General features: G+C 65.8%; 21 protein-coding genes. 7 read left to right on the top strand and 14 right to left on the bottom strand.

Annotated elements, in window-relative coordinates; all coding sequences use genetic code 11:
• The first annotated feature begins 517 nt into the window (after positions 1-517).
• From ABD912_RS22720 to ABD912_RS22735, 4 genes are all read left to right on the top strand, one after another.
• Complete coding sequence (locus ABD912_RS22720) at positions 518-877, top strand: hypothetical protein (RefSeq protein WP_345154644.1); 360 nt, start codon at positions 518-520, stop codon at positions 875-877.
• Positions 878-906: 29 nt separating this feature from the next.
• Positions 907-1,293 carry a nucleotidyltransferase domain-containing protein gene (locus ABD912_RS22725; RefSeq protein ID WP_345154795.1) on the top strand — a complete coding sequence of 129 codons (387 nt, stop codon included), beginning with the start codon at positions 907-909 and terminating at the stop codon, positions 1,291-1,293.
• Positions 1,294-3,106: 1,813 nt separating this feature from the next.
• A complete protein-coding gene (locus ABD912_RS22730) occupies positions 3,107-4,168 on the top strand; it encodes a hypothetical protein (RefSeq protein WP_345154645.1) in 1,062 nt (353 codons plus the stop codon).
• Positions 4,162-4,938 (top strand): metallophosphoesterase, encoded by a 777-nt coding sequence (locus ABD912_RS22735; protein WP_345154647.1) that lies wholly within the window; start codon positions 4,162-4,164, stop codon positions 4,936-4,938. The genes ABD912_RS22730 and ABD912_RS22735 overlap by 7 nt, the downstream gene beginning before the upstream one ends.
• 100 nt (positions 4,939-5,038) lie before the next feature.
• Here the strand turns inward: ABD912_RS22735 and ABD912_RS22740 are convergent, their stop codons facing one another.
• The 5 genes from ABD912_RS22740 to ABD912_RS22760 all read right to left on the bottom strand — a co-directional run bounded on the left by ABD912_RS22740 (position 5,039) and on the right by ABD912_RS22760 (position 9,316).
• Positions 5,039-5,542: a hypothetical protein gene (locus ABD912_RS22740; protein ID WP_345154648.1), complete on the bottom strand. Its 504-nt coding sequence runs from the start codon at positions 5,540-5,542 to the stop codon at positions 5,039-5,041.
• A 583-nt stretch (positions 5,543-6,125) separates the two neighbouring features.
• Entirely contained in the window at positions 6,126-6,410 is a 285-nt protein-coding gene (locus tag ABD912_RS22745; RefSeq protein ID WP_345154650.1) for a GNAT family N-acetyltransferase, read from the bottom strand.
• Positions 6,411-6,852: 442 nt separating this feature from the next.
• Entirely contained in the window at positions 6,853-7,560 is a 708-nt protein-coding gene (locus ABD912_RS22750; RefSeq protein WP_345154653.1) for an NADPH-dependent F420 reductase, read from the bottom strand.
• 415 nt (positions 7,561-7,975) lie between these two features.
• Positions 7,976-8,626 carry an NAD(P)-dependent oxidoreductase gene (locus tag ABD912_RS22755; protein WP_345154654.1) on the bottom strand — a complete coding sequence of 217 codons (651 nt, stop codon included), beginning with the start codon at positions 8,624-8,626 and terminating at the stop codon, positions 7,976-7,978.
• 51 nt (positions 8,627-8,677) lie between these two features.
• Positions 8,678-9,316 carry a DsbA family protein gene (locus tag ABD912_RS22760; RefSeq protein ID WP_345154656.1) on the bottom strand — a complete coding sequence of 213 codons (639 nt, stop codon included), beginning with the start codon at positions 9,314-9,316 and terminating at the stop codon, positions 8,678-8,680.
• 142 nt (positions 9,317-9,458) lie between these two features.
• Between ABD912_RS22760 and ABD912_RS22765 the strand changes: the two genes are divergently transcribed.
• The gene (locus ABD912_RS22765) at positions 9,459-10,376 is read left to right on the top strand and encodes a helix-turn-helix domain-containing protein (protein WP_345154658.1); all 918 of its coding nucleotides are present in this window, start codon (positions 9,459-9,461) and stop codon (positions 10,374-10,376) included.
• 150 nt (positions 10,377-10,526) lie between these two features.
• Here ABD912_RS22765 and ABD912_RS22770 read toward each other — a convergent pair whose 3' ends face one another.
• From ABD912_RS22770 to ABD912_RS22800, 7 genes are all read right to left on the bottom strand, one after another.
• Positions 10,527-10,754 carry a hypothetical protein gene (locus ABD912_RS22770; protein ID WP_345154659.1) on the bottom strand — a complete coding sequence of 76 codons (228 nt, stop codon included), beginning with the start codon at positions 10,752-10,754 and terminating at the stop codon, positions 10,527-10,529.
• Positions 10,738-10,965 carry a hypothetical protein gene (locus ABD912_RS22775; protein WP_345154661.1) on the bottom strand — a complete coding sequence of 76 codons (228 nt, stop codon included), beginning with the start codon at positions 10,963-10,965 and terminating at the stop codon, positions 10,738-10,740. The genes ABD912_RS22770 and ABD912_RS22775 overlap by 17 nt, the downstream gene beginning before the upstream one ends.
• A gap of 322 nt (positions 10,966-11,287) precedes the next feature.
• Positions 11,288-12,895 carry a benzoylformate decarboxylase gene (gene mdlC / locus ABD912_RS22780; protein ID WP_345154663.1) on the bottom strand — a complete coding sequence of 536 codons (1,608 nt, stop codon included), beginning with the start codon at positions 12,893-12,895 and terminating at the stop codon, positions 11,288-11,290.
• 134 nt (positions 12,896-13,029) lie between these two features.
• Positions 13,030-14,538, bottom strand: coding sequence for an aldehyde dehydrogenase family protein (locus ABD912_RS22785; RefSeq protein ID WP_345154665.1), 1,509 nt, complete (start codon positions 14,536-14,538; stop codon positions 13,030-13,032).
• A gap of 217 nt (positions 14,539-14,755) precedes the next feature.
• A complete protein-coding gene (locus ABD912_RS22790; protein WP_345154667.1) occupies positions 14,756-15,628 on the bottom strand; it encodes a LysR family transcriptional regulator in 873 nt (290 codons plus the stop codon).
• A 270-nt stretch (positions 15,629-15,898) separates the two neighbouring features.
• Entirely contained in the window at positions 15,899-16,090 is a 192-nt protein-coding gene (locus ABD912_RS22795) for a hypothetical protein (protein ID WP_345154670.1), read from the bottom strand.
• A 111-nt stretch (positions 16,091-16,201) separates the two neighbouring features.
• Complete coding sequence (locus ABD912_RS22800) at positions 16,202-16,960, bottom strand: SDR family NAD(P)-dependent oxidoreductase (protein WP_345154672.1); 759 nt, start codon at positions 16,958-16,960, stop codon at positions 16,202-16,204.
• A 251-nt stretch (positions 16,961-17,211) separates the two neighbouring features.
• Between ABD912_RS22800 and ABD912_RS22805 the strand changes: the two genes are divergently transcribed.
• The gene (locus tag ABD912_RS22805; RefSeq protein WP_345154673.1) at positions 17,212-17,661 is read left to right on the top strand and encodes a cupin domain-containing protein; all 450 of its coding nucleotides are present in this window, start codon (positions 17,212-17,214) and stop codon (positions 17,659-17,661) included.
• 140 nt (positions 17,662-17,801) lie between these two features.
• On the opposite strand, the gene ABD912_RS22810 is transcribed toward ABD912_RS22805, so the two are convergent.
• Complete coding sequence (locus tag ABD912_RS22810) at positions 17,802-18,992, bottom strand: acyl-CoA dehydrogenase family protein (RefSeq protein ID WP_345154675.1); 1,191 nt, start codon at positions 18,990-18,992, stop codon at positions 17,802-17,804.
• A gap of 4 nt (positions 18,993-18,996) precedes the next feature.
• On the bottom strand, positions 18,997-19,491 hold the full coding sequence (locus tag ABD912_RS22815; protein ID WP_345154677.1) for a MaoC/PaaZ C-terminal domain-containing protein: 495 nt from the start codon (positions 19,489-19,491) through the stop codon (positions 18,997-18,999).
• A gap of 133 nt (positions 19,492-19,624) precedes the next feature.
• On the opposite strand from ABD912_RS22815, the gene ABD912_RS22820 reads away from it, so the two are divergent.
• Positions 19,625-21,211, top strand: coding sequence for an acyl-CoA carboxylase subunit beta (locus tag ABD912_RS22820; RefSeq protein ID WP_345154679.1), 1,587 nt, complete (start codon positions 19,625-19,627; stop codon positions 21,209-21,211).
• Positions 21,212-21,221: the final 10 nt, after the last annotated feature.

A 21,221-nucleotide genomic window follows, 5' to 3' on the forward strand; every position in this document is an offset into this window, starting at 1 on the left:
GGCGCGGTTTTCATTGCCCCAGAAGCTGCCCCAAAAGCGGGACAGAGCCGGCCACGCTGGGGCAAAACCGGGGCTGCAGACGCGTTCAGCGCCCTGTTTAGGGCCTTCCGGCTTACTCCCGGGCGCAGGCCCGGTCCCGGTGGGGCCCTAGCTGGCGAACCAATCTCGCGCCGCGGCCTCGGTCGCAGCTGTGCAGACGAGTTTGAGATCCTTGGCGAGTTCGTCTCAATGCTGGCAGGGAGCGTATGCAGGTCGTATTACGGCGGGCATCATCACGGAGGTCTGCACATCACCCGGCCCCAGGCCATCGTGATCGCCTCCGGGAGGCCCTTAAGACCGTCGCAGACGGCGATTCACACGTCCTCCACGCCGCGGTTCCTGGCCCGGTCGAGACACCGAGCCGGTACTTTGGCGCTCTCGCCGCCGTCCCCTGCCCAGATCCCGAGGACTGCTGCACTCCATGGGCGAGCGGCAGGTGCCCCGATAGGCTGGAGGCCACAGGGGAAAGGATTCAGCAATGGGCACACCGCAGGACGAGCCGCTCCGGTCCGCCCGCGACCGCCGGCTGCGGGAGATCGAGGATCGGTTGATGGCCGAGGAAGCAGAACGCGGCCGCGCCGAGCTCATCGTGAAGCTCAACAGGCAGCTTGGCCGGCCCACCGACCCGTCGATCGTTGCCCGCGCCGCGGGCGAAATGCCGCCGCCGCTTCGGCCCGAGCGCCAGCGCCGGTTCGAGGAGATCTTCCAGGAACTGCTCATCGAAGAAGCAGACCGCGGCCGCGCCGGGCTCATCGTGAAGCTCAACAGGCGGCTCGGCCGGCCTACCGACCCCGCCACTATCGAGCGCGCCCAGCGCAGGCCCCGAGGGGGCCGGTAATCGTGGAGCCGCACCCGGCCCCGGGCTGTATGCCGGCTACGGCGGAAGGCCGCAACAGGTTCCTCCGCCACCTGTCCCGAGTCATCGGCCGCTGGGAGCTGAAACCCGTCCAGGTCACTCTTTTCGGGTCGGCGGCTAGGGGGACGATGCGACCGGATTCGGACATCGACGTCCTATTCATCCTGCCCGACGGGGCATCGGACGAACTGCACGAGGCTATTGGCGACCTGGCCGTCGACGCTTACCGCGTCACGGGCAACGACGTGCGTCCGCTGGTCTACGAAATGTCGGAAGTAAGGCCTGCTGACGTCCTCACGTCCATCGTCCGGGAAGGCGTCCACGTGTACGGCGACCGGCATTTGCTCGCCAGGGTGGTCGGCGCGCGCAAGCAGCGTGGTCCCGAGGCCCGGCGGTAAGCATGACGCCCTCGTGGGGTCGTGACATCTGAGCAGTGCACCAATAACTCAAAGCCGCCAACCGACACGTCCGCGATGAGAGGGCGGGGCGTACTGTGCACGTGGGAACGTTGACGCATTGACGCATTGACGCATTGACGCATTGACGCATTGACGCAATGACTCGTTGATGCATTGGAACGTTGACGCAACGACGTAACGACGCATTGCTGCATTGGAGCAATGACGCAATGCCGTGGCGGGATCCGTTCCGGCGAAAGGCCCGTTTACCTTGGCATTGACCCGCCGTCACGCCCGCACTCGCAGAGGCCCGCCGAGCACTTGGTCGATGTCCGCGCGACGCCCGTTGCGCGCCTCGCTGCCGAGCGATTCGACATGCGGCGCCCCGCACACGCGCCGCCAACCGAGACGAACCTGCTGCATACCCTGCCAGCGCCGTGGTGCGGACGTCTTGTAGCCTCTCGCATCCGGGACGGTCCCTAACCTTTAGCTGCAGCGTCCTAACGACGGGTTAGGACCTTAACCTGTCGTTGGAGGCCTGAGCTTGCCGCCGGTACCCGACAGCGGGCTTGCCTACGCAGCCCGAGCCCCCCGCCCGGCAGGGCCGTCGAGGGGCTGGTCTCCTAACCGTTGAACCGCATAGACGAAGACACGGGAGAGATGGAGCCCCGGGGCCCGGGGCGAACCGGCACGGGGCTGCGATGGGGAGCGAGGGGCCGCTAGGCGGCTCCGATCCGTGCAGTCCGTCCGACTTCTCCACCACGGTCGCGTCCACCGCGTCGTGGTTCCGCTCGCGCTCAACCAGCCGTCGGGTCGTCCTGAACCACGAGCCCCGTCACGCCCGGTGCGTCCTGCCTTCCGCGGCCTCGTCGACATCCACCGGCAGCTGGACCACCACGCCCGGGCGCCACGATCAGACACTTCTCCGGGCTAGGTTTCACCACCAGTGTGCCGTCCACGTTCCGGCCTGCGGATGCACCGTGCCTCGTGTCGTGCGGTACGACGTCTACGGTGCTGGTCCCGCTGCGGTTCGGCAGTTAACGCGCGGTGCCCGCCGTCCTGCCGTGGGACATGCAGTCGCCTCTATCCGCGCTTTTGCGCCGCCCTTATTTGTTACGTCCGTGGGCCGGGTGCGGCTTCTTAGCCGCAGGATGGGCGGCCCGCCCGGCAGCCAGCGCCGTTGGCACTCCGGGATCCTGCATGGTGTTCGGTTCGACTCCCGGCTAGTGGAGCAGCGCGGACATCGAGACGCGGTCACCGGCCGGGACCAAACCACCACGGGCACCAGACCCGAAAACCGAATCCCGTGCCCGGTGGGCCGAGCCTGCACCGAGGGCGCAGCACGTCCAGCCCGCCCCGGCTGAGGGGCTGACCCACCCGGAACGGCGAAGCCGGACGTCCACAGACGGAGGAAGGGAAAATGATGGGGAAGCACGGAACGGGCCCGGGTGCACGGAACTGGCGATCCAGGCCCTTTCATTTTGTGGTGGAGCGAATATAAAACCGCATGGATCACCGGTGTGGTGCCGCCACCTCTGGGGACCGGCGGTGCGCATGGTTCAGGGCATGAACGCACACGTCTTCCACTTCGTTCGGCAGCCGGGCTCCTCGATTGACCCCTCCCGGTTCATCGCCGCCGTCTCTGGCCTGGCCACCCCGCTCGGGCCCAAGGACCACGCCGACGTGATCGTCCTGAAGACCGGCGGGACGATGCGTTCCTACCTGCGCATCGTGTGCGTCTGCGGCGCGGACCAGGTCGTCCTCGTCGTTGCGACCCCGATCAAATGGGGGTGTCCTTCGGTATCTTGGCGACATGTCTTCCACTGCCTCATCCTTCAGCTGGCTGCCTGCCGCCCTCGAGCCTGTCGCGCTGCGGCTGGCCCGCGCTGATGAGTTGGCCTTCCAGATCGGCGACCTGATTTCGGCTTGGTCCTACGAGAGCCCCTTGGAGATGAAACAGGTCCGGAGGGGCGACCAGGTGGAGACGGTCCTGACGGCAATCCGCCCGGTCCCGCCACGGGCGTCGCTGCTCTTCAGTGAAGCGGTCAACCACATCCGGGCCGCGCTCGACAACATGGTCTGGCATCTGGTCGAGGCGGAACATGGGCCCCTGGAGGGGCGGGCGGCCCTGCTGGTCGCCATGCCGATCACTGAGACGCCGGAGGCCTTCGAGCGCTGGTGTAAGGCCAGGACGAAAGCGGGGCTCGCAGTCTTCGGCGGAGACTCGGCGCTGGCCACCCGGCTGCATACGCTGCAGCCGTTCGCCGACCGGCAGCAGGTGCCCTCAGTGGGCGCCACCCTGGCCTCTGTCATGGGGATCGAGGTGGAGACCGCCCACCCGCTCCAGCTCCTGCAGGCCTACTCCAACGCAGACAAACACCGCGCGGTCCGCATCGCGGTCGCCCGGACGATCAGCAACCACAGCTCGTCGCCCCTGCTGAGCCAGGACCTTGCCCACCGCGAGTTGCGGGTCAGCGAGGTGCTGGCCCGCGCCACGTGGGGGACTCCGGTGCTCATGGAGACCAACACCGCCGCCATGGTGCAGAGGCCGGAGCCGTGGGCTGCGTGGGTGAACCCGGCCAAGGAACTCACCGCCATGCGCCGGTACGTCGCCCAAGTCGCGGTTCCGGTGCTGCTGACTGGGCTCGAGCTCCCTTCGGGGCTCCCACCCGAGATCGACCTGGGGGACTCGAAGGCGGCCATCCGCGAGCGGCTGGAAGCCGGCGGGTACGATGACGCCGACATCCGTTTGACCGCCCTCGTGCAGGAGCGGTTCCGGATGGCGATGGACCGTGATTGGGCCTTCCCCGACGTCGTCGACGCGGCAGGCGACGGGTCTGCGTCCGTGCCAGACGAACCGGAAGTCCCGTGCTGATCGCGGCTCTCGGCGACACACACGGGGATTTGGGCTGGACGAACGGGTCGATACGGGCCGCAGCCGCCGCCGGTGCACGGTTGCTCTTGCAGGTTGGAGACCTCGGCTTCGGGTGGCCCGGACCCGGCCGGGTCCGCGACTGGCTCAAGCTGGACGCCTGGGCGGGGCGGTGCGGTGTCGAGATGGTGTGGATCCGCGGGAACCACGACGTGGCCCCGGTGCCCGGCGAGCCGGACGGGCGAGGGCTGCTCCGCCAGGGGGAGTACATTTTCCACCTGCCCGATGGCCACCGCTTCACGGTCGACGGAGTGACGGTCGGCGGCCTCGGCGGAGCCACCAGTTGGGACCGGGAGTGGAGGCGCGAGGAAGAGTGGCGCAAACGCAAGCCGCGAACCCTCTGGTGGCCGGAGGAACCGGTGCAGGAGGCCGCCGCGGAGCGCCTGGCTGCCGGTGGTCCGGTGGATCTCCTGCTCACGCACGAGGTGCCAACGGGAGTGGTCGTACCATACCCGCACCGCGAGACGGAGGCGGAGCCCTTCGAGGGGTACTCACAGCAGGTTGACCGTGACCGCGGCCTGGTCGCGCGGGCCCGCGCAGCCGTCCGTCCGCGCACCCACGTGGCTGGCCACCACCACATTCGCGCGACGCTGCCGGTGCCCGACGGCGGGGTCGTCGAGGTCCTGGGCCGCGACGGTGACCGGGAGGGGGCCCTGGTGCTGATCGACACGACGACGTGGACGGTGGAGCCCCTGCACTGGAGGGGCAGCTAGGCGGGAGGTGTTCGTGTCCCGAGCCGGGAATCGACTGCATGGCCTCCGGACCCAACAATGGCCGCCTCCGGGTCATCCCCGGAGGCGGCCGCTGGTCGAGCTAGGCTGCCCGCCGTTGCGCCCAGTCTTGGGGGAGTGACGCGGCCAGCGCCACGAACTTGGCAGCCAGCCGCTCATCCCATCCGCCGGTGCGCACGTGGTCGGTGAGCGCCTGGGCAACCAGCGCCCGTTGCCCCGGCGCCGTGCACCGGTCCAGGTAGGATTCCGCCCGGCCCAGCCACTCAAGCGCTTCGGGGCCCGTCCCGGGGACCGCTCCGATCGTTGTCACGATCTTCCCAACCAGTCCGGCGGCCTTGGCCAAGTATTCCGTCTGCACCGCGGAGGCCTGTGGTGCGAACGGTCCCGGAACCGATTCCCCGCCCGGACCTCCAAATCCCAGCGCGGGAGCCACCGGCTGCACCTGCACGACCGGCGCCGGCCGCACGACGGGGATGGCCTGTGCCTGCGCGACGGCTGCCGCCCCGGCCTTCGTCCGCGCCTTCGCCACGCTCCGCTCCCGGCACTTCTTGGCGGCGGCCTCCTTCGCGGCGCGGACCGCCTCCACCTCGGCCTAGCGTGCTGCGGCCCGTTCTCGCCGTGCCTCCTCCGCCCGGTCATCCAGGCGATCGAGCGCAGCGGTGTCGAGGCAGAGGGTCCTCATGCCTACCCAGAGTGGTGGCGCAGCCTTCTCGCTCACGGACAGCCTCCCGGACGTGCGAAGGCCCGCCGACCCGGTTGGATACCTGGGACGACAGGCCTTCTTGCACAGTCACCACAAACGAATGAGCACCCGTATCCCATCCCATGCGCGCGACAGTCTGGGAGGCCGCTGACGCCCGCCGGTGGCGGTGGAAAGGGGACGCAGGTTTGGCCAAGAACTCCGGAGCATGAAAGACCGCTCCGCCCGGCAGGGGGCGACGCCCCCCGCGACTGCAGGGCGTTGCTTCATTGGTGCATTGACGCATCGACACATTGCTGCATTGACGCGTTGCATCATTGGCGTATTGCTGCATTGCTCCGTTGGGGCATTGCTTCAATGAGCTAACAAGCGACACGGGACCGCTTCGAGACTGTTCTGGTCGCTTTGAACCCTTTGAACCGAGGCACGGAAAGGGCACTGCCCGATGGGCAGTGCCCACTGTTTCGGACTAGGCGGCGGCTTCCCGGGCCATCAGCCACGGGTCGAGGGTGCCGTGGGTGAGGGCGGGCTCGGTCAGGGCGAACCCGAACCGCTGGTAGTAGCCGGTGAGGTGTTCCAGATCCCGCTCGTCGGGGCTCACGACGCAGAGCGTGTTGCCGGCTGCCGCGACTTCGTTGAGGAACGCGCTGACGAGTGCACTACCGGTTTCCTGTCCACGGCGGTTGGGGTGGACGAACATCCCGACCAGATGGGAGCAGACGGCGTCTTCCGGAAGGTCGGCGTAGTCGGCCACGCGGTCCTGGCTGCCCTTTTTGAGCACTAAGCCCAGGCATACCAGACCGAACTCGAGGTCCTTGTGCAGCCCATCCTCACCGAAACCGCCCCTCCACCCAGCTTCTAGAAAGAGGTTTCCGATTGCATGCCAGAGTGTCTCGACAAACCGCCTGAGCCTTTGGTGACTTGTCGGCGGTGGGCAGGCTGTCGGTGGGGCCCGATGTCTATCGTATGTGCGGGAAAACAGCGAAATGGGTGGGCTTTTGCTGTGCTCCTGCGGGCGCGGGGCCGGCATGTTTTATGGGAGGTGCGAGAAGCCGCAGGCAGCGTGCCCGACGCGCGGAAAATGTTTCGTCAGCATTGGCCTGACAATGCATCCTGCAATCCACGGTTGCAGGACAAGGCATACAGCCGATTCAATCCGTTTGCACCATGCGTCGGAGAACCCGGAACTGAAAAGGTTAAAGGTCGCGGTAGCGCTTTGCTTGAGCCAGCGCGGCGGCGAGTTGCTCACGGGTGGCGGGATGGCCGGGATTGAAGCGGACGTCGAGGGGCGGCGCCTGGGCGCTGTCGCCGAAGTAGGGAATGTTGTAGGCCGGCAGGTCGCGCTGGAAGCGCCACCCCTCGGCCAAGGGGCCGGCGTCGAGGGTGTCGTAGCCGATCGAGTCAATAAACGCGGCAACGGTGTCCTTGGCGGCATGGTTGTTCCCGGCAATGGCCAGCACAGAGCGTTCTCGGTGGTTGTGGGGGCGGCCGAGCCGTCCCAGGTACAGGTAGTAAATGTTGTTGAAGGCCTTCACCACGTGGGAGCCGGGCAGATGGGCCTGGAGGAGTTCGCTGGTGGTGATGGACTCGTCGTCGAGTTCAGGGATGCGGCCGTCGCGCTCGGGGTAGTAGTTATTCGTGTCGATGACGACCTTCCCGCGCAGCGGCTCGACGGGCACGCTGCGGTAGTCCTTCAGCGGGATGGTCACGACGACGAGGTCCCCTTGCTGGGCCGCCTCTTCGGGGGTTGCAGCGCGGGCCGAGTCGCCGAGGGCGGCGGTGAGCGCCCCGAGGGTGTGGGGTCCTCGGCTGTTGCTGAGGATGACGTCGTGGCCGCCGGCGATGGCCAGACGGGCCAGGGTGCTGCCGATGAGGCCTGCTCCGATGAGTCCGATCGTTGCCATGGTTGCTCCTTAGTGTGTTGAGGCGGGATTTTCTGGAATGCTCGTGGCCGATGAAAGGCGTTCCGTGGAGCAGGCCTTGGAGAGCGAGGACGAAATGGGGTTATCGGCCGAATAGGCTGCGCGTACCGAAACCGATGCGGTAGAACTTGAGGGCACCGTGTTCGAGGACATCACGCATCAGGGCCTCATGCGGAACGGCGATGAGGGGCTCTCTCTTTTCTGTCCGGTCCAAGATCCGGTCCGCGATAGTGGACGGAAAACGCCAGGGACAATTCGTCGATGCAGGGGCCGGCCTGGTGGTTGGCCATGGGTTTACTGCCCGACAGTCGATATATGCCATGCAGGCGGTTGCGGCGCGGAACGGGGCAAGCGGCACTGATTCCGTGCGTGCCCACCCCGTTCCACGGTTTCGGGATTAGTAGGCGACGGTAAAGCGCTGGCGGGAATGCCGGGGGTTCTCGATTTCATCCAGGACCGCCACGGCATAGTCCTCGATAGAGATGGTGCTGTTGCCGGCCTCGTCGGTGATCAAGTCCTCGCCGGCGGTGCGGTAGCCGCCGGTGCGCGTTCCGGGCTGAATGAGCGCGGCGGGGCTAATGTTCGTCCAGTCCAGGTCGGTGACGGTGCGGTAGTAGTCCAGGGCCTCGCCGTGGGCGTGCATGATCTGCAGCAGGGGCTCGGGAAGGCCCGGGGTGTCCCACACCTGCTGACCGCCGGGCGTGCGCAGTGAGCCGGCGCCACCGACGGTGACCAGGCGCGGGGCCTGATCAACCAAGGCGCGCAGCCCCTCGACCAGGGCGCGGGCGGCCGGTTCGATGGTGGCCTGGTGGCCGGGTCCATCTCCACCGCCGACGGCACTAACCACCACGTCCTGGCCCTTGGCCACGGCGGTGACCGCGGCCGGGTCCAGGACGTCGCCGGTGCTGACGGTCAGGCCGGGGGCGGTGGCAGTGAACTTGGCGGGGTCGCGGACCACAGCGGTGACGGTGTGCCCGCGGCGCAGGGCCTCGTCAATGATGCGGGAGCCGATGTTGCCGGTGGCGCCGAAAACAGCGATGTTGACCATGGGGTTTCCTTTCGAGGTGACCAATCTATTGGTATAGGGGGGCCGGAGAATTCAGGGGGTGGAGGGAAGAAGGTGGGCGTCCAAGGCCGCGGTGAGGGCTTCGGCGTTCGAGACGGGGCCGCCTAAGCGGTGCACGCCGGTGGCGGTGTGCAGCAGCAGGGCGGGGTACTGGGACACGCCCAGCCGCCGCAACCGGCGGAAGTCCTCCTCTGCTTCGGCCCGGACGGCCGGAGTCGCGTAAACCTCGGATACCTCATCGGCATCAATGCCGTGCGCGGCGGCGATCTCGCGGTAGAGGGCCGGGTCCCGCAGGTCCCTGCCTTGCAGGTACCAAGCTGACTGGATCGCCGCAGCGAATTCCAGGGCTCGCTCCGGGGCCTGCCGGCGCAGGGCCACCAGCCCGGCTGCCGCAGCTGCGGAATCCATCATCATGGTGCCTTCAGCCAGTACCCGTTGGTACGGCTCGCCGAAAATGACGCCGGTTAGGCCGGTGATGCGTTCATTGGCGGCCGGGATGTGCGGGTACGCACCGGTGGGTCCAGCGGTGGCACCGGAGAACAGACCACCGGACATTACCTGCAGTTCAATACGGCTGGCATTGGCCGTGGTGAAGCGGTGTAGGGCAGGGCCACAGCCGTAGCACCAGCCGCAGTAGGCGTCGAAGGCATATGTGAGCCGGACACGCGGCATTGAAGACTCCTTGGAATGGTGTTTCGAGGACAGGGACAATTGACCGAAAGGGCGATCAGTCCTCTGCATCCTTTTCCTACGATCCAATCTAGGGAGAAGCGTGCGCGCTAACTAGGTAGACTGGGGACTGAAAATGGTAAAAATGAGACACTTTGATGTCCGTCAGGTGTCTTACCGGCCGGCGGCTAAATCCACGGCCGGCGTGGAGCTGCTCTTGCTGGAGGAGTTGCGCCGGCGCATGAGGCAGCATCCGCAAGCCGATACAGCACAACGGACGGATTTCCACCTGCTGATCAGCGTGGAAACGGGGCTACTGCGGCACATGGTGGATTTCACCGACTATGCGGTAGGCCCCGAGACGTGGCTGTGGGTTCGACCCGGGCAGATCCAGCAATTCAGGGATCTCAGGGCCGCCACCGGGCAGATAGTCCTTTTCCAGCCGGGGTTCTTGGACCCTGCGACGGTGGCTGAAACCCGGGTGGATGACCCCTTCGGCCGCACCTATTGGCAACTGTCCCGAGAGGGCGCAGCTGCTGTGCGGCTAGCCTTGGATCACCTCGCTGCCGAATTCCGTCCCCGCGCCCCCGTACCCGAGGCGGTCAGGGCCCCCATCCTGCGCCATCTGCTGGCCGTGCTCTTGCTTCGCTTGGTTCAAGAAACGTCGCAGACCGGGACCGCGATCCTCAGTCCCGCGGAGGCTTTTGTGCGGTTCCGTGACGCAGTGGAGACCGGCTTCACCCGCACACGCAACGTCAACGACTATGCGCGAACACTGGGGTACTCCCCTCGCACCCTTACTCGGACCACCATGGCCTCGGCAGGCATGGGGGCTAAGGAGTTCATTGATCAGCGGGTGGTCCTGGAGGCAAAACGGATGCTTGTCCACTCCAACGATGCCGTTGGGCAAGTCGCCGCCCAGCTCGGTTTTGATGATGCCAGCAACTTCGTCAAGTACTTCACTCAGCGCCAAGGGGTCACGCCTGCGGCATTTCGCCAAGGAATCCGCTTTGGCAAGGAAACTTGCACGCCGCCCTCCCCACGCAGGAAAGACCGGGACTGATCTCCTCCCACACCGGATCACGCTCAGTCGTACCTCAAGCCCAGGAGATACATGCCAAACAGGTTTGCAGCATGCCCCAGCGGACCTCACCTGACTAAATGCGTCGCCGGACGGCGCGCCTGAACAAGCCGAAACGGCACCGGTAAGTGGTCAGGAAGACCTGTCCCAAGCGTCGCATTCTTCGGTGCGGCCGAAAGGGACCTCCTCGCTGAGCCCGACGGTGAAGTGTCCGGTCCCCAGGCGGGTGACCCGGATGCCGCGCCGGCAGCCCCGCAGGGCGACCTCGATCATGCGGGCGACCGCGTCGTTAAGACAGTCGTCCATCGCAACCCTGCTGCCGACCCTGACTTCGATGACGGTGTCAGCTGCGGTATGCATGATCTGTCCCTTCGTGTTCGGTGACGGGCTGGACCGTGTGGCCCTGTGCCTTCTCATACAGGGCTCGCTGGTCGATTCCGTGGGCCGCAATCCATAGTGCGTCCGCAGTCCCGGTCACTTCCTCGACGTAACCGGTCCGGATGGTGCGCCCGTGGTGCTGAATCCGCACCAGCTGACCGACGAAGTCATTCCACTCGGCAGGGTTTGCCATGACGATGCCTTTCGTATTGCGTATCTATCGAGGTGGCGCAGGCGCCGATGAGCAGCCTGCTGCATCCCATATGCTCGGCACGCGGCCCCGCAGGAAAGAGCGGCCGCCACCCGCCGGCCCCAGGGGCGGCAGAGGCACAGTGCGCTCCTACAGCCCCTGGAGGATAGGTGGAGATCGCGAGCTCCCGTGTGGGTGCGATGAGGACGGCCGGCGTATTCGTTAGCTTGGGCGGCGGACAGGCTGGAGACTTCGGACAATCCGAAGCCTTGCCCGTACTGGTGGATGGGGCTTGACCGTTTTCACGTGGGCTCATCGCGGAAGCTCAGTTGGCAACGACCCGTGCATCGATGAGGAATGGGCCATTTCCTTCCAAGGCCTTCTTGTAGACCAGCTCGAATTCCTCGCGGGTCTCCGTCCGCCGGGCCGGTACCCCGTAGCCTTCGGCAATGGCAACGAAATCGATGCTGCCGAGCTGAAGCCCCGGTACGTCCGGCACGCCCATGCGCTGGGCGAAGGCGGCGAGAGCCCCGTAGCTGGAGTTGTTGACGATGACGAACACGGTCCGGGTCTGGCGCTGGGCCGCGGTGTACAGGGCCGTGATTCCGTAGTTGGCGGACCCGTCTCCCACCGTCGCGACGATGGTCTTGTCCGGATCGCCCAGCGACATCCCGACGGCTGCCGGCAGGCCGAAACCGAGACCGCCTGAGGCCGGGAAGTGGTACATGCTCGGCCGCTCGATGGCGATGCGCTCGAGGTATTCCAAGTCCAGGGTGGTCGTTTCGTTCACGTACGCCACGGTGTCGTTGGCGTGGGCGTTGAGCACTTCGAGGACCTCGGTGCCCGTCATGCCTTCCGTGGAGGTCTTGGCCGCGGGGAGGGCTCGCGTGCCGCGTGCCCCACGCCGCTGGCCGCGGTCCTTGACGCTCTCGGACAGGGTCCGTGCCGCGCTGGCGACGTCGACGACGACGGCGCGCCCATAGGGTGCCCGTGTTGCTTCGCGGGGGTCCTGGGTGAGGTGCACGACCTGCGTTCCGGCCTCGAGGTAGTTGCCCGGCTCCCAGCGGTGGTAGCGGAAGACCGCAGCGCCCAGGACGAGGACGACGTCGTGGCTGGCCAGGCGCTCCCGCACCGAGGTGATGCCCGGGACGAGGACACCCTCGAAGTTCGGGTGCGTGGTCGGGAAGGGGCAACGCGACGGCGACGGGGCGATGTAGACCGAGGCGTCGGCTTTCTCCGCCAGGGAAACGACCGCCTCGAACACGGCAGGGTCCCGGACGGCGGCGGCGTCCACTTGTGGGCCGACGACAAGGGCGAGGCTCGTTGCGCCATCAATGACGGAGAGGAGTTCCTGCGCCAACGCCGCAGGCAGGTCCCCGGCGGCGGACACCGAGCGCTCGTTCAGCAGGAAGTCGTCCTCAAGGGCCGGTTCGGCCCAGTCGTCGAGGGGGACCGAGACGTAGACGGGCCCGCACGGCTGGGTGGAGGTCTCGAAAATGGCTTGGGCCAAGGTTCGTGGGACGTCGGCAGGGGAGAGGGGTTCGTGCGAGTATTTCACGAGCGGCGTCGGCAGTGTCGCGGCATCCGCGCTAGCGAGCATCGTCTCTTGGCCGACGGTGCGCCGAACCTGCTGCCCGGCCAGGATGACCATGGGAATGTGGCCGTAGTGGGCGTTGGTCAGGGCTCCCATGGCATTGCCGGAACCGGACGCCGCATGAAGATTCACCAGGGCCGGCCGCCCCGTGGCGCGGGCGTAGCCCTCGGCCATGCCCACGACCACCTGCTCGTGCAGGCCCAGGACGAAATCGAAGTCTTCGTTTAGGCCCGCGAGGAACGGGAGTTCGTTGGATCCGGGGTTCCCGAAGATGGTGGTCATGCCGTGGGCACGAAACACGTCCAAGCTCGATTCCAGAACGGTCTTCTTGGTGGTCATGCGTGTTCTTCTTTCAAATATTCGTTGCGAAGGTGGGTGTTGGGCATGGTCTGGGTAGCGGCTTGTTGCTGGACCAGACCATGCCCCACACGTTCTCGGCCAGATCGGCGATCACCGATCCGGCCCCCGGCTGGTTAGAACGGGACGGGTCCCATGGCGGAGCGCACACCCACCCAGTGCAGGGTCGTGAAATCCTCGATGGCCTGCTCGCCGTTGAACCGGCCGAGGCCGGAGTTCTTCTCGCCGCCGAACATGACGTGCGGTTCGTCGTTGACCGTCGAGTCGTTGATATGGGTCATGCCTGCCTTGATGCCGCGGGCAAAGCGCACACCGCGTTCGACGTCCCGGGTGAAAACGGCCGAGGACAACCCGAATTCGGTGTTGTTGGCGATACGCAGGGCGTCTTCTTCGCCCTGGGCCTTGATGATCCCGACGGCGGGACCGAAGATTTCGTCCCGGGCGATGTCCATGTCCTCGGTCACGTCGGCGAAGACGTGGGGGCCCACCAGGCGCCCGTCGAGCTGGCCCCCCACAACCTCACGGGCACCCTGCCGGCGGGCCGCATCGATCAGGCCGGCCACGGTGGCGACCTGTTCGTCGTTGATGACCGGCCCGATGATGACGCTGTCGTCGGTAGTATCACCGGCCACGAGTTCCCGTGCTCGGGCGGCGAAGCGGTCAACGAACTCGTCGTAGACGGACGCGTCCACGATGATGCGGTTCGCGGCCATGCAGATCTGGCCCTGGTGCAGGAACTTGGCCATCAAGGCGCCATTGACGGCTCCGTCGAGGTCGGCGTCGTCCAGGACGACCAGTGGGGCGTTCCCGCCCAGCTCGAGGGCGACCTTTTTCAGGTGGCCTTGGGCGGCCAGAGACGCCACGCGCTGTCCCACCGGGGTCGATCCGGTGAAGGAAATCATCGAGGGGATCGGATGCTGGACGAAGTGATCTCCGATCTCCGAGCCGGCTCCCGCGACGACGGACAGCAGGCCCTGGGGCAGGCCGGCTTCCTCGAAGATCTCGGCAAGGACCAACCCGCCCGAGACAGGGGTGTCCGAAGCCGGCTTCAGGACGACCGCATTGCCCAGGGCAAGGGCCGGGGCAGCGGAACGAATGGACAGGTGCAGCGGGAAGTTCCAGGGGGAGATCACGCCGATGACGCCGAGGGCCTCGCGGTAGACGCGGTTCTCCTTGCCCGGGAAGGCAGACGGGTGCAGGGTGCCGTGGGACCGGTTCGGGAATGTTGCAGACTCGCGCGTGATGCCCACGGCGGCGCTGACCTCGATGTTGGCCTTGAGAGCCGACGACCCTGACTCGATGCGCAGCAGTGCGGTGAGCTCCGGACGGCGGCGCTCCAGGATGTCAGCGGCCCGACTGATGACGGCGGCGCGTTCGTTAGGGGGAACGTTGGCCCATTCCTTCTGAGCCGCGGCGGCAGCTTCGTACGCCTGGTCTACATCTTGGGCGGACGCGCCAGCGAAGCTGCGCAGTGCCGTACCGTCCACCGCAGCGGTCACGGTGATCTGTCGATTGGAGGAGCCGTCCCTCCACACACCGCCAATGAAGCCTCCGGCCTGAAGGCCGTCAATAACGGAGGTGGCGGCAGTGCGGACGTCGGAGGAAGTGGTAGCCGTGGCAGTCATGAAAGCCTCTTTCGGTAATCGAAGTAGTCTCCGGAACCGCGGTTCCGCAGAGACATATTGAGGCTAGGTGACACTGATCACCGAGGTCTAATAAAGAATGGATGCCAATTCCATAGGCGGGTCTTATGAGTGGGTCTCGCCCGCGCGGATTCCGTAACCTCCCCGCGCCCGGAACGATCCAAAGGTCGAGAGGCTGGGAATGCTCAGTTGGGCTTCGTTATAGGGACCGCATTGTCTGGATCGCCCACTCGACGAACCAAGCTGTTGCTGACGACGAGGTGTCGAGAGCTGCGTGGGCGCGAACGGGGGCCGCGAACTCCTCACGCGGCAAGGGTCTGACTTCGAAGCCCCATCGAGCGACCCACTCTGCGGTGACCACCTCCGGGACGAAAGCGACTAGGTCCGATGCCGCCAAGATCCCGGGAATTGCCGCGAACCCCGAGAGATGAACGGAGCCCGCTGCGGGAGGCGGTAGGAGGGACTGCATAAGGGCGTGGCCAGTCGTTCCTCGGACCACTACCCGAGGTAGCGAGGTCATTTCTTCCAGGGTGGGATTTTCGTCTCCGAACCGATCGCGCTTCGACACACAGCAGTACCGGTCCCAACGAATGACGGAAGTGCGCAGCGCCCCTGCAAGCAGCGTGGACGAGACGGCGAGGTCCAAGTGCCCCGACGCAAGGCCCTCACTTGCCGTCTCGGTGTCTAGGTTAACCACATCCAGACTGCAGTGAGGGGCAGTCTCCGCGAGGCCGGACACTAGCGCTGGAAGGAACACGGTCTGCCCCAGGTCAGTCAACGCGATGCGAAAAGTATTCAGCGCCGTCGGAGGGTCGAACCGCGAGAGCCTGTCGATGGCCGCATCGGCCATCAGGGGAAGCCGACCAATCTCCTCATAAAGCTGCAGTGCCGCACGGGTGGGGGCAATTCCACGCCCTTCGCGCCGGAAGAGATCGCTTCCGGTTGCCCGGCGCAGTCTGTTCAAACCCTGAGTGACGGAAGGCTGAGACATCTTCAGGCGCTCCGCCGCCGCCGTCACCGATCCCTCCTCGATGACGGCAGAAAATACCCGGATGAGGTTCAAATCCACCATGGATGGCCTCCTTCATCTGGTTTCTAGCGTGTGACGAGGGGGGTGGCGAAACAAAAGCGCCGTTAGGTCACCCGTGAACCCTACTGCGTAGATATGCACTCACGGAGCAACGGATGCGGCACACCGACTTTCGCGAACCCAACGAGGCCGATCATGTCACGCGGAACCTGCGTCGCGCCCTACCCACCGCGGCTTCAATTGCTCCCAGAGAGGGGTCCGCGACGGTGGAGGGACGTCGAGACCCGAGTTGGCAGCGTCCAGATCGAACTCCTAGAGCGGACCGATGAGCCCGGGGATCCCCACGTTGTCCGAAGAGCCGTCGAGTCTTCCGACCTCCTTGCTGATGCCGGCGAAGAGAACGGCCGCCTTGTATTCGTCCCGTCCGTTGATCCGCAGAGAGCTCACCTGAAAGCTGGCGTTCCAGTTCTCCCGGGTCACCTTCTCCGCGTTCTTCTGGTCCATGTCGGGGACGACGTGGTGTCGACAGGAAGACGGCAGTCGTGCCCGGATCAGGGTCCGCCGCCGGTTGCAGGGTCGATCTTCGTCCAGGTCTTTCCCAGGGGTCCATTGGGTTCAACGGGCCAGATAGGCGCCGTCGAGGTTGACTCCGCCCCCGGAGACAAACGAGGCTTCGTCGGACAGGAGCCAAAGGATGCCTGCGGCGATTTCCCCAGGCTGCGCCGCCCTTTTCGAGGGATTGGCCTGCTCATAGGCGACCCACTCAGGCGTTCCCGGGGTCACCTTCAGGTCCTTGGCTGTCATGAGCGGCGTCTGCACGACCGCGGGCCGGACGCAATTGACCCGGATGCCGTGCTCCGCGTTTTCCAACGCTACGGACTTGGTGAGGCCCTCGACAGCATGCTTGGAGGCGGCGTAGGCCGCATACCCGGGTTTGGCCACCTGGCCGTAGATGGAACTGAGATTAACGATGGATCCTGCGCCCTTGCGGCGCATCAACCTCACCTCGTGCTGCAGACAGTTGAAAACGCCGAAGACGTTGACGGCCATCACCCTGCGCAATAGTGCCAGATCGTAGTCGGCGATCGGCGTGGCCCGCGGGGCGATCCCGGCGTTGTTCACCGCGTAGTCCAATCCTCCCAGATCGTCTTCAATATAGGCGAAGAGCGCCGCCACGTCGGACGGTTGGGCGACGTCGCAGCGCTGGGCCGTTGCGGCTCCGCCCGCGGCGGCGATTTCCCCGACGGTGGCTTCGGCGGCCTCCAGGTCCATGTCCGCCACGACGACGTTGGCGCCATTGCTGGCAAGTTTATGTGCTGTCGTCCGCCCGATACCCGAGCCCGCACCCGTAACGAGCGCTACTTTCTCTTTCATTGTGTACATGCTGTTCTCCGCGTTTCTTATAGGGGTTTACTAGCTGGCCGTGAGGTGGCCCCGCCCCACTGGCCGTCCTTCTTGGTGGGGCCCGCGACGCTTGCTCCTTCAGTAGGCCAAAGGATCGTCTAAGTATCTATTAACGAACGAGCGTACGTCTTGACTGTCCTGCGCGCCACCGAGATACTGAATCCCAGTGGGAATGGGCGTGCTGTCCATCGTCCGTACTGTGCAAAAGAAGGGAATCTGCGATGACGGTTCAAGAGTTCGACATCAACCAGAACGTTGACATCTTCCGCGTCCACAAGGCTGCGGACCTCAAGGCCGCTCCGGGCCAGACTCTGAATGCCCGCCGAATCTCGGGCGTCAGCAAGGAGAACAGTGCCGCGGACCGGATCTGGTTCGGCAAGGTCCATACGGGCCCAGGTGAGGTTTCCGACCCGCACCACCATGGCGAGGCGCAGACCGGGGGATACGTGCTCAAAGGCCGCGGCTTCATTCGCTACGGTGAGGGCTACGGCCAGATCGTCTACATGGAGGAAGGCGACTTCGTCTTCGTCCCGCCCTACATGCCGCACATCGAGGGCAACGCCAGCAAGACGGAAGAGCTTGTTTGGATGACCACTCGGACCCCCGACAACATCGTGGTCAATCTGGAGGACCAAGAGATCATCGACCTCGAAATCGACTACCGCTCCTAGCCGGAAGGATGTAAGAAGCGGGGCGGCACCCATGCCGTCCCGCTTCTTCGTGTTTCCAGATGTTTGTGTTCCGGGGTGTCGAGACGGGAGCGGGTGAAGGGGCCTGCTGGTCGCCCCTCCACCCGTCGCAGTGAACCGGCTCAGAAAGACCGCGGCAGCCCCAGGTGCTTCTCGCCAATGTAGTTCCGGATCATCTCGTCCGTGAGCGGTGCGAACGTATAGAGCCGGGCGTCGCGGAAGTAGCGCTGCATCGGTAGGCCGCGGAAGAAGCCCCAGCCGGCCATGACGCGCATGCCGACGTCGGTCGTTGTGGTGGCGGCGTCGGAGGCTGCGAGCTTCGCCATCGCGGACCAGGTCTCGTTGGTGCCGGGGCCGGCGTCCGACGCCGAGGCCGCCTGCCGAAGGAAGAGCCGCGCGGACTCGATCTTCACGCTGGCATCGACCAGGCCGTGCTGCAGGGCCTGGAAGGAGCCAACGGGCCGGCCGAAAGCCTGGCGTTCCCGCGCCCAGCCGACCGCAGTCTCCAGGGCTCCCCGCGCGATGCCCAGGGCCACGGCCGCGCCGTTGAGCCGCTCTCCGTTAAGCGTGTCGAGGACCTGGCGGAATCCGCGGTCGACTTCGCCCAGGACGTTCTCCGCCGGAACGCGCACATCTTCGAGGTAGACATCGCACTGTTCAAGCCCGCGGATGCCGACGGTGTCGATCACCTCGGTACGGATGCCGGGGGTCGAGCGCGGCACGATGAACATCGTGATTCCGTCGATCGCGGAACCGGTGATGTCGCTGGTCCGGGCCAGCAGGATCAGGAAGTCAGCCTCCATGGCCCCGCCGATCCATTTCTTCTGCCCGGAGATGGAGTAGCTGCCGTCATCCAAGCGGCTGCCTCGGGTGGCCATCGCCCGAGCAACGTCGGTGCCGCCACCCGGCTCGCTCAGCGCGAAGGACATGCGGGCGTCGCCGGAGTGCAGCGGCGCCAGGAACCGCTCCTGCTGCGCGTGGTTTCCGTATGAATGCAGTAGCTGGACGCCCATGTACTGGACCACCATGCTGACCCCGATGGAGGTGGGTCCGGCGCCCAGCTCCTCCAGCACGACGGCCTGCGCCTGGTGCTTGGGGCCGGGGCCGTGCAGTTCTCCGTCGAGCTTCACGAAGCCTGCCCGGGCGAGTTCGCGGTAGAGCTCCAGGTCGTATTCCTCGGCTTCGTCGAAGCGGTTGAGCCTCTCCGGAGTCACGTGGCGGGCCAACTCCTCCCTGACACGGGCACGGAGATCCGCGAACTCCGCCGGCTCGGTGATCTCGGCCGCCGGCGTCGTGGTTGCCTGCGTGGTCATGGTCCTACTTCCTCTTGATCATGAAGCTGCTACTGAAGGTCATCACGACAGTTCCGTCCTGCTTGAGCACGGTGTAGTCGATCGTCCAGATCCCCACGCCTAGTTTCTTGGACTCGCGGGCGGTCGCTACGCGCGCCTCCACATGGATGGTGTCGCCGATGAAGACCGGGGCAACGGCCCGCACCGAGTCCAGACCCAGCCAGGCCACCACGTTGCTGAAGTATCCGGTCTGGGTCATGAGGCCCAGGCCCAGCGAGAGCGTCAGCGGGCCGTGCGCAATGCGCTGGCCGAACTGTGTCTGCGCCGCGTACGTCTCGTCCAGGTGCAGCGACACCAGGTCGCCGGTGAGGCCGGCCCACTGGACCAGGTGCGCATCGGTGATGGTCATTCCGGCACTGTGGATCAGGTCCCCTTCGATCAGGTCCTCCCAATGGTGGTCGGGGCGCCCCTTGGGGGCGGAGGTCGCTACGCCAGCGGATTCCGGATCATTGCCGTACATGTGTCTCCCTTTTCCGTGCGGACGGACTCCCGCTGCCGGAGCCGTGGAGTCCAACTCTAGAAGAAGACTAGACTAGCGAACGCTTGTTCGTATACTGGTGCAAGTACATCAACCCAGGTTTTGGAGGCCCATCATGAGTGAAGCGACGATCGTCGAGGTGGAGGATCTGGCTGTCGAGGGCGCGGCGCCGGACCCCACGGTCCACGAACAGCTGGCGGAGAAGCTGGCCTCGGCGCGGCTGGGCGGCTCCGAGAAGAACCGGAAGAAGATCCTCGCTTCCGGCAAGCTGCTGGTGCGCCAGCGGCTGGAGATCCTCTTCGACGACGAGAACTACATCGAGGACGGATTGCTGGCCCGCTACGAGGAGGGCCTTCCCGGCGACGCCGTCGTCATCGCCTTCGGCCGGATCGACGGACGCGAGGTCTGCGTCATCGCCAACGACTTCTCCGTCAAGGCCGGAACGTGGGGCAACCGCACCTTCGAGAAGATCATCCAGGCGCAGGAAAAGGCCAACGCGGCCGGCATCCCGATCGTGTACCTCTTCGACTCTGCGGGCGCGCGCATCGATGAGCAGTTCGAGAGCTTCGCCGGACGCCACGCCTGGGGCAACATCTTCTACAACCAGGTCCAGATCTCTGGCCGCGTCCCGCAGGTCTGCGCACTCTTCGGCCCCTCCCCGGCTGGATCTGCCTACGTGCCGGCGCTCTGCGACATGACCATCATGGTTCGGGGCCACGCCACCGCCTACCTCGGCTCCCCGCGACTGGCCGAAATGGTCACGGGCGAAAAGGTCACCCTCGAGGAAATGGGCGGCGCCGAAATGCACTGCACCGTCTCGGGCCTCGGCGACGTGCTGGTGGAGGATGACGAAGAGGCCCTCAACGCCATCCGCGTGTGGCTTTCCTTCCTCCCGGCGAACTGGGAGACGCCGGCACCCGTGGCTCCGGCCATCGAACCTCGTCCGGGCCGTTCGCTTCAAGACATCGTCCCTTTGCGGGAGGCCGAGGTCTTCGACATGGAGGAGTTCGTGGAGTCCCTCGTGGACGAGGGCTCCTGGTTCCCCTACAAGGAACTGTTCGCCCCGGAGATGCTGACCGGCTTCGCCCGCATCAACGGACGCCCGGTCGGACTGGTCGGCAACCAGCCCCGACACATGGGCGGATCGATCTTCCCGAACTCCTCGGACAAGGCCGCGCGCTTCATCTGGATCTGCAACGCCTACAACATTCCGATCGTGTTCCTGGTGGACATCGCCGGCTACATGATCGGATCCCAGGTCGAGCGCGAGGGGATCATCCGCCACGGCGCGAAGATGATCTTCGCGGTCTCCGAATGCCGCGTGCCTCGCATCACGGTCCTGGTCCGCAAGGCCTATGGCGGAGGTTACCTGGCGATGTCCGGCGCGCCGATGAATCCGGACGCCGTCATTGCGCTGCCGACCGCGCGCCCGGCACTGATGGGCCCGGACGCGGCGGTCAACGGCATCTACTACAACCAGATCCACGAAATCGAGGACCCGGACGAGCGCCGGGCCTTCATCGCGGAGAAGCACGCCGAGTACGCCGAAGGAATCGATGTCTTCAAGATCGCCAACGCCAATGCGGTGGAGGCCGTGGTTCCGGCTAACGACCTCCGCGCGGACCTCACCCGCCGGTTGGGCCTGTATTCGAAGCGCAAGATGATCCCGGTGGAGCGGCGCCAGGCCGTAACCCCGGCCTAAGGGAGGAACA

The organism is Arthrobacter ginkgonis, assembly GCF_039540195.1.
GTDB lineage: Bacteria > Actinomycetota > Actinomycetes > Actinomycetales > Micrococcaceae > Zafaria > Zafaria ginkgonis.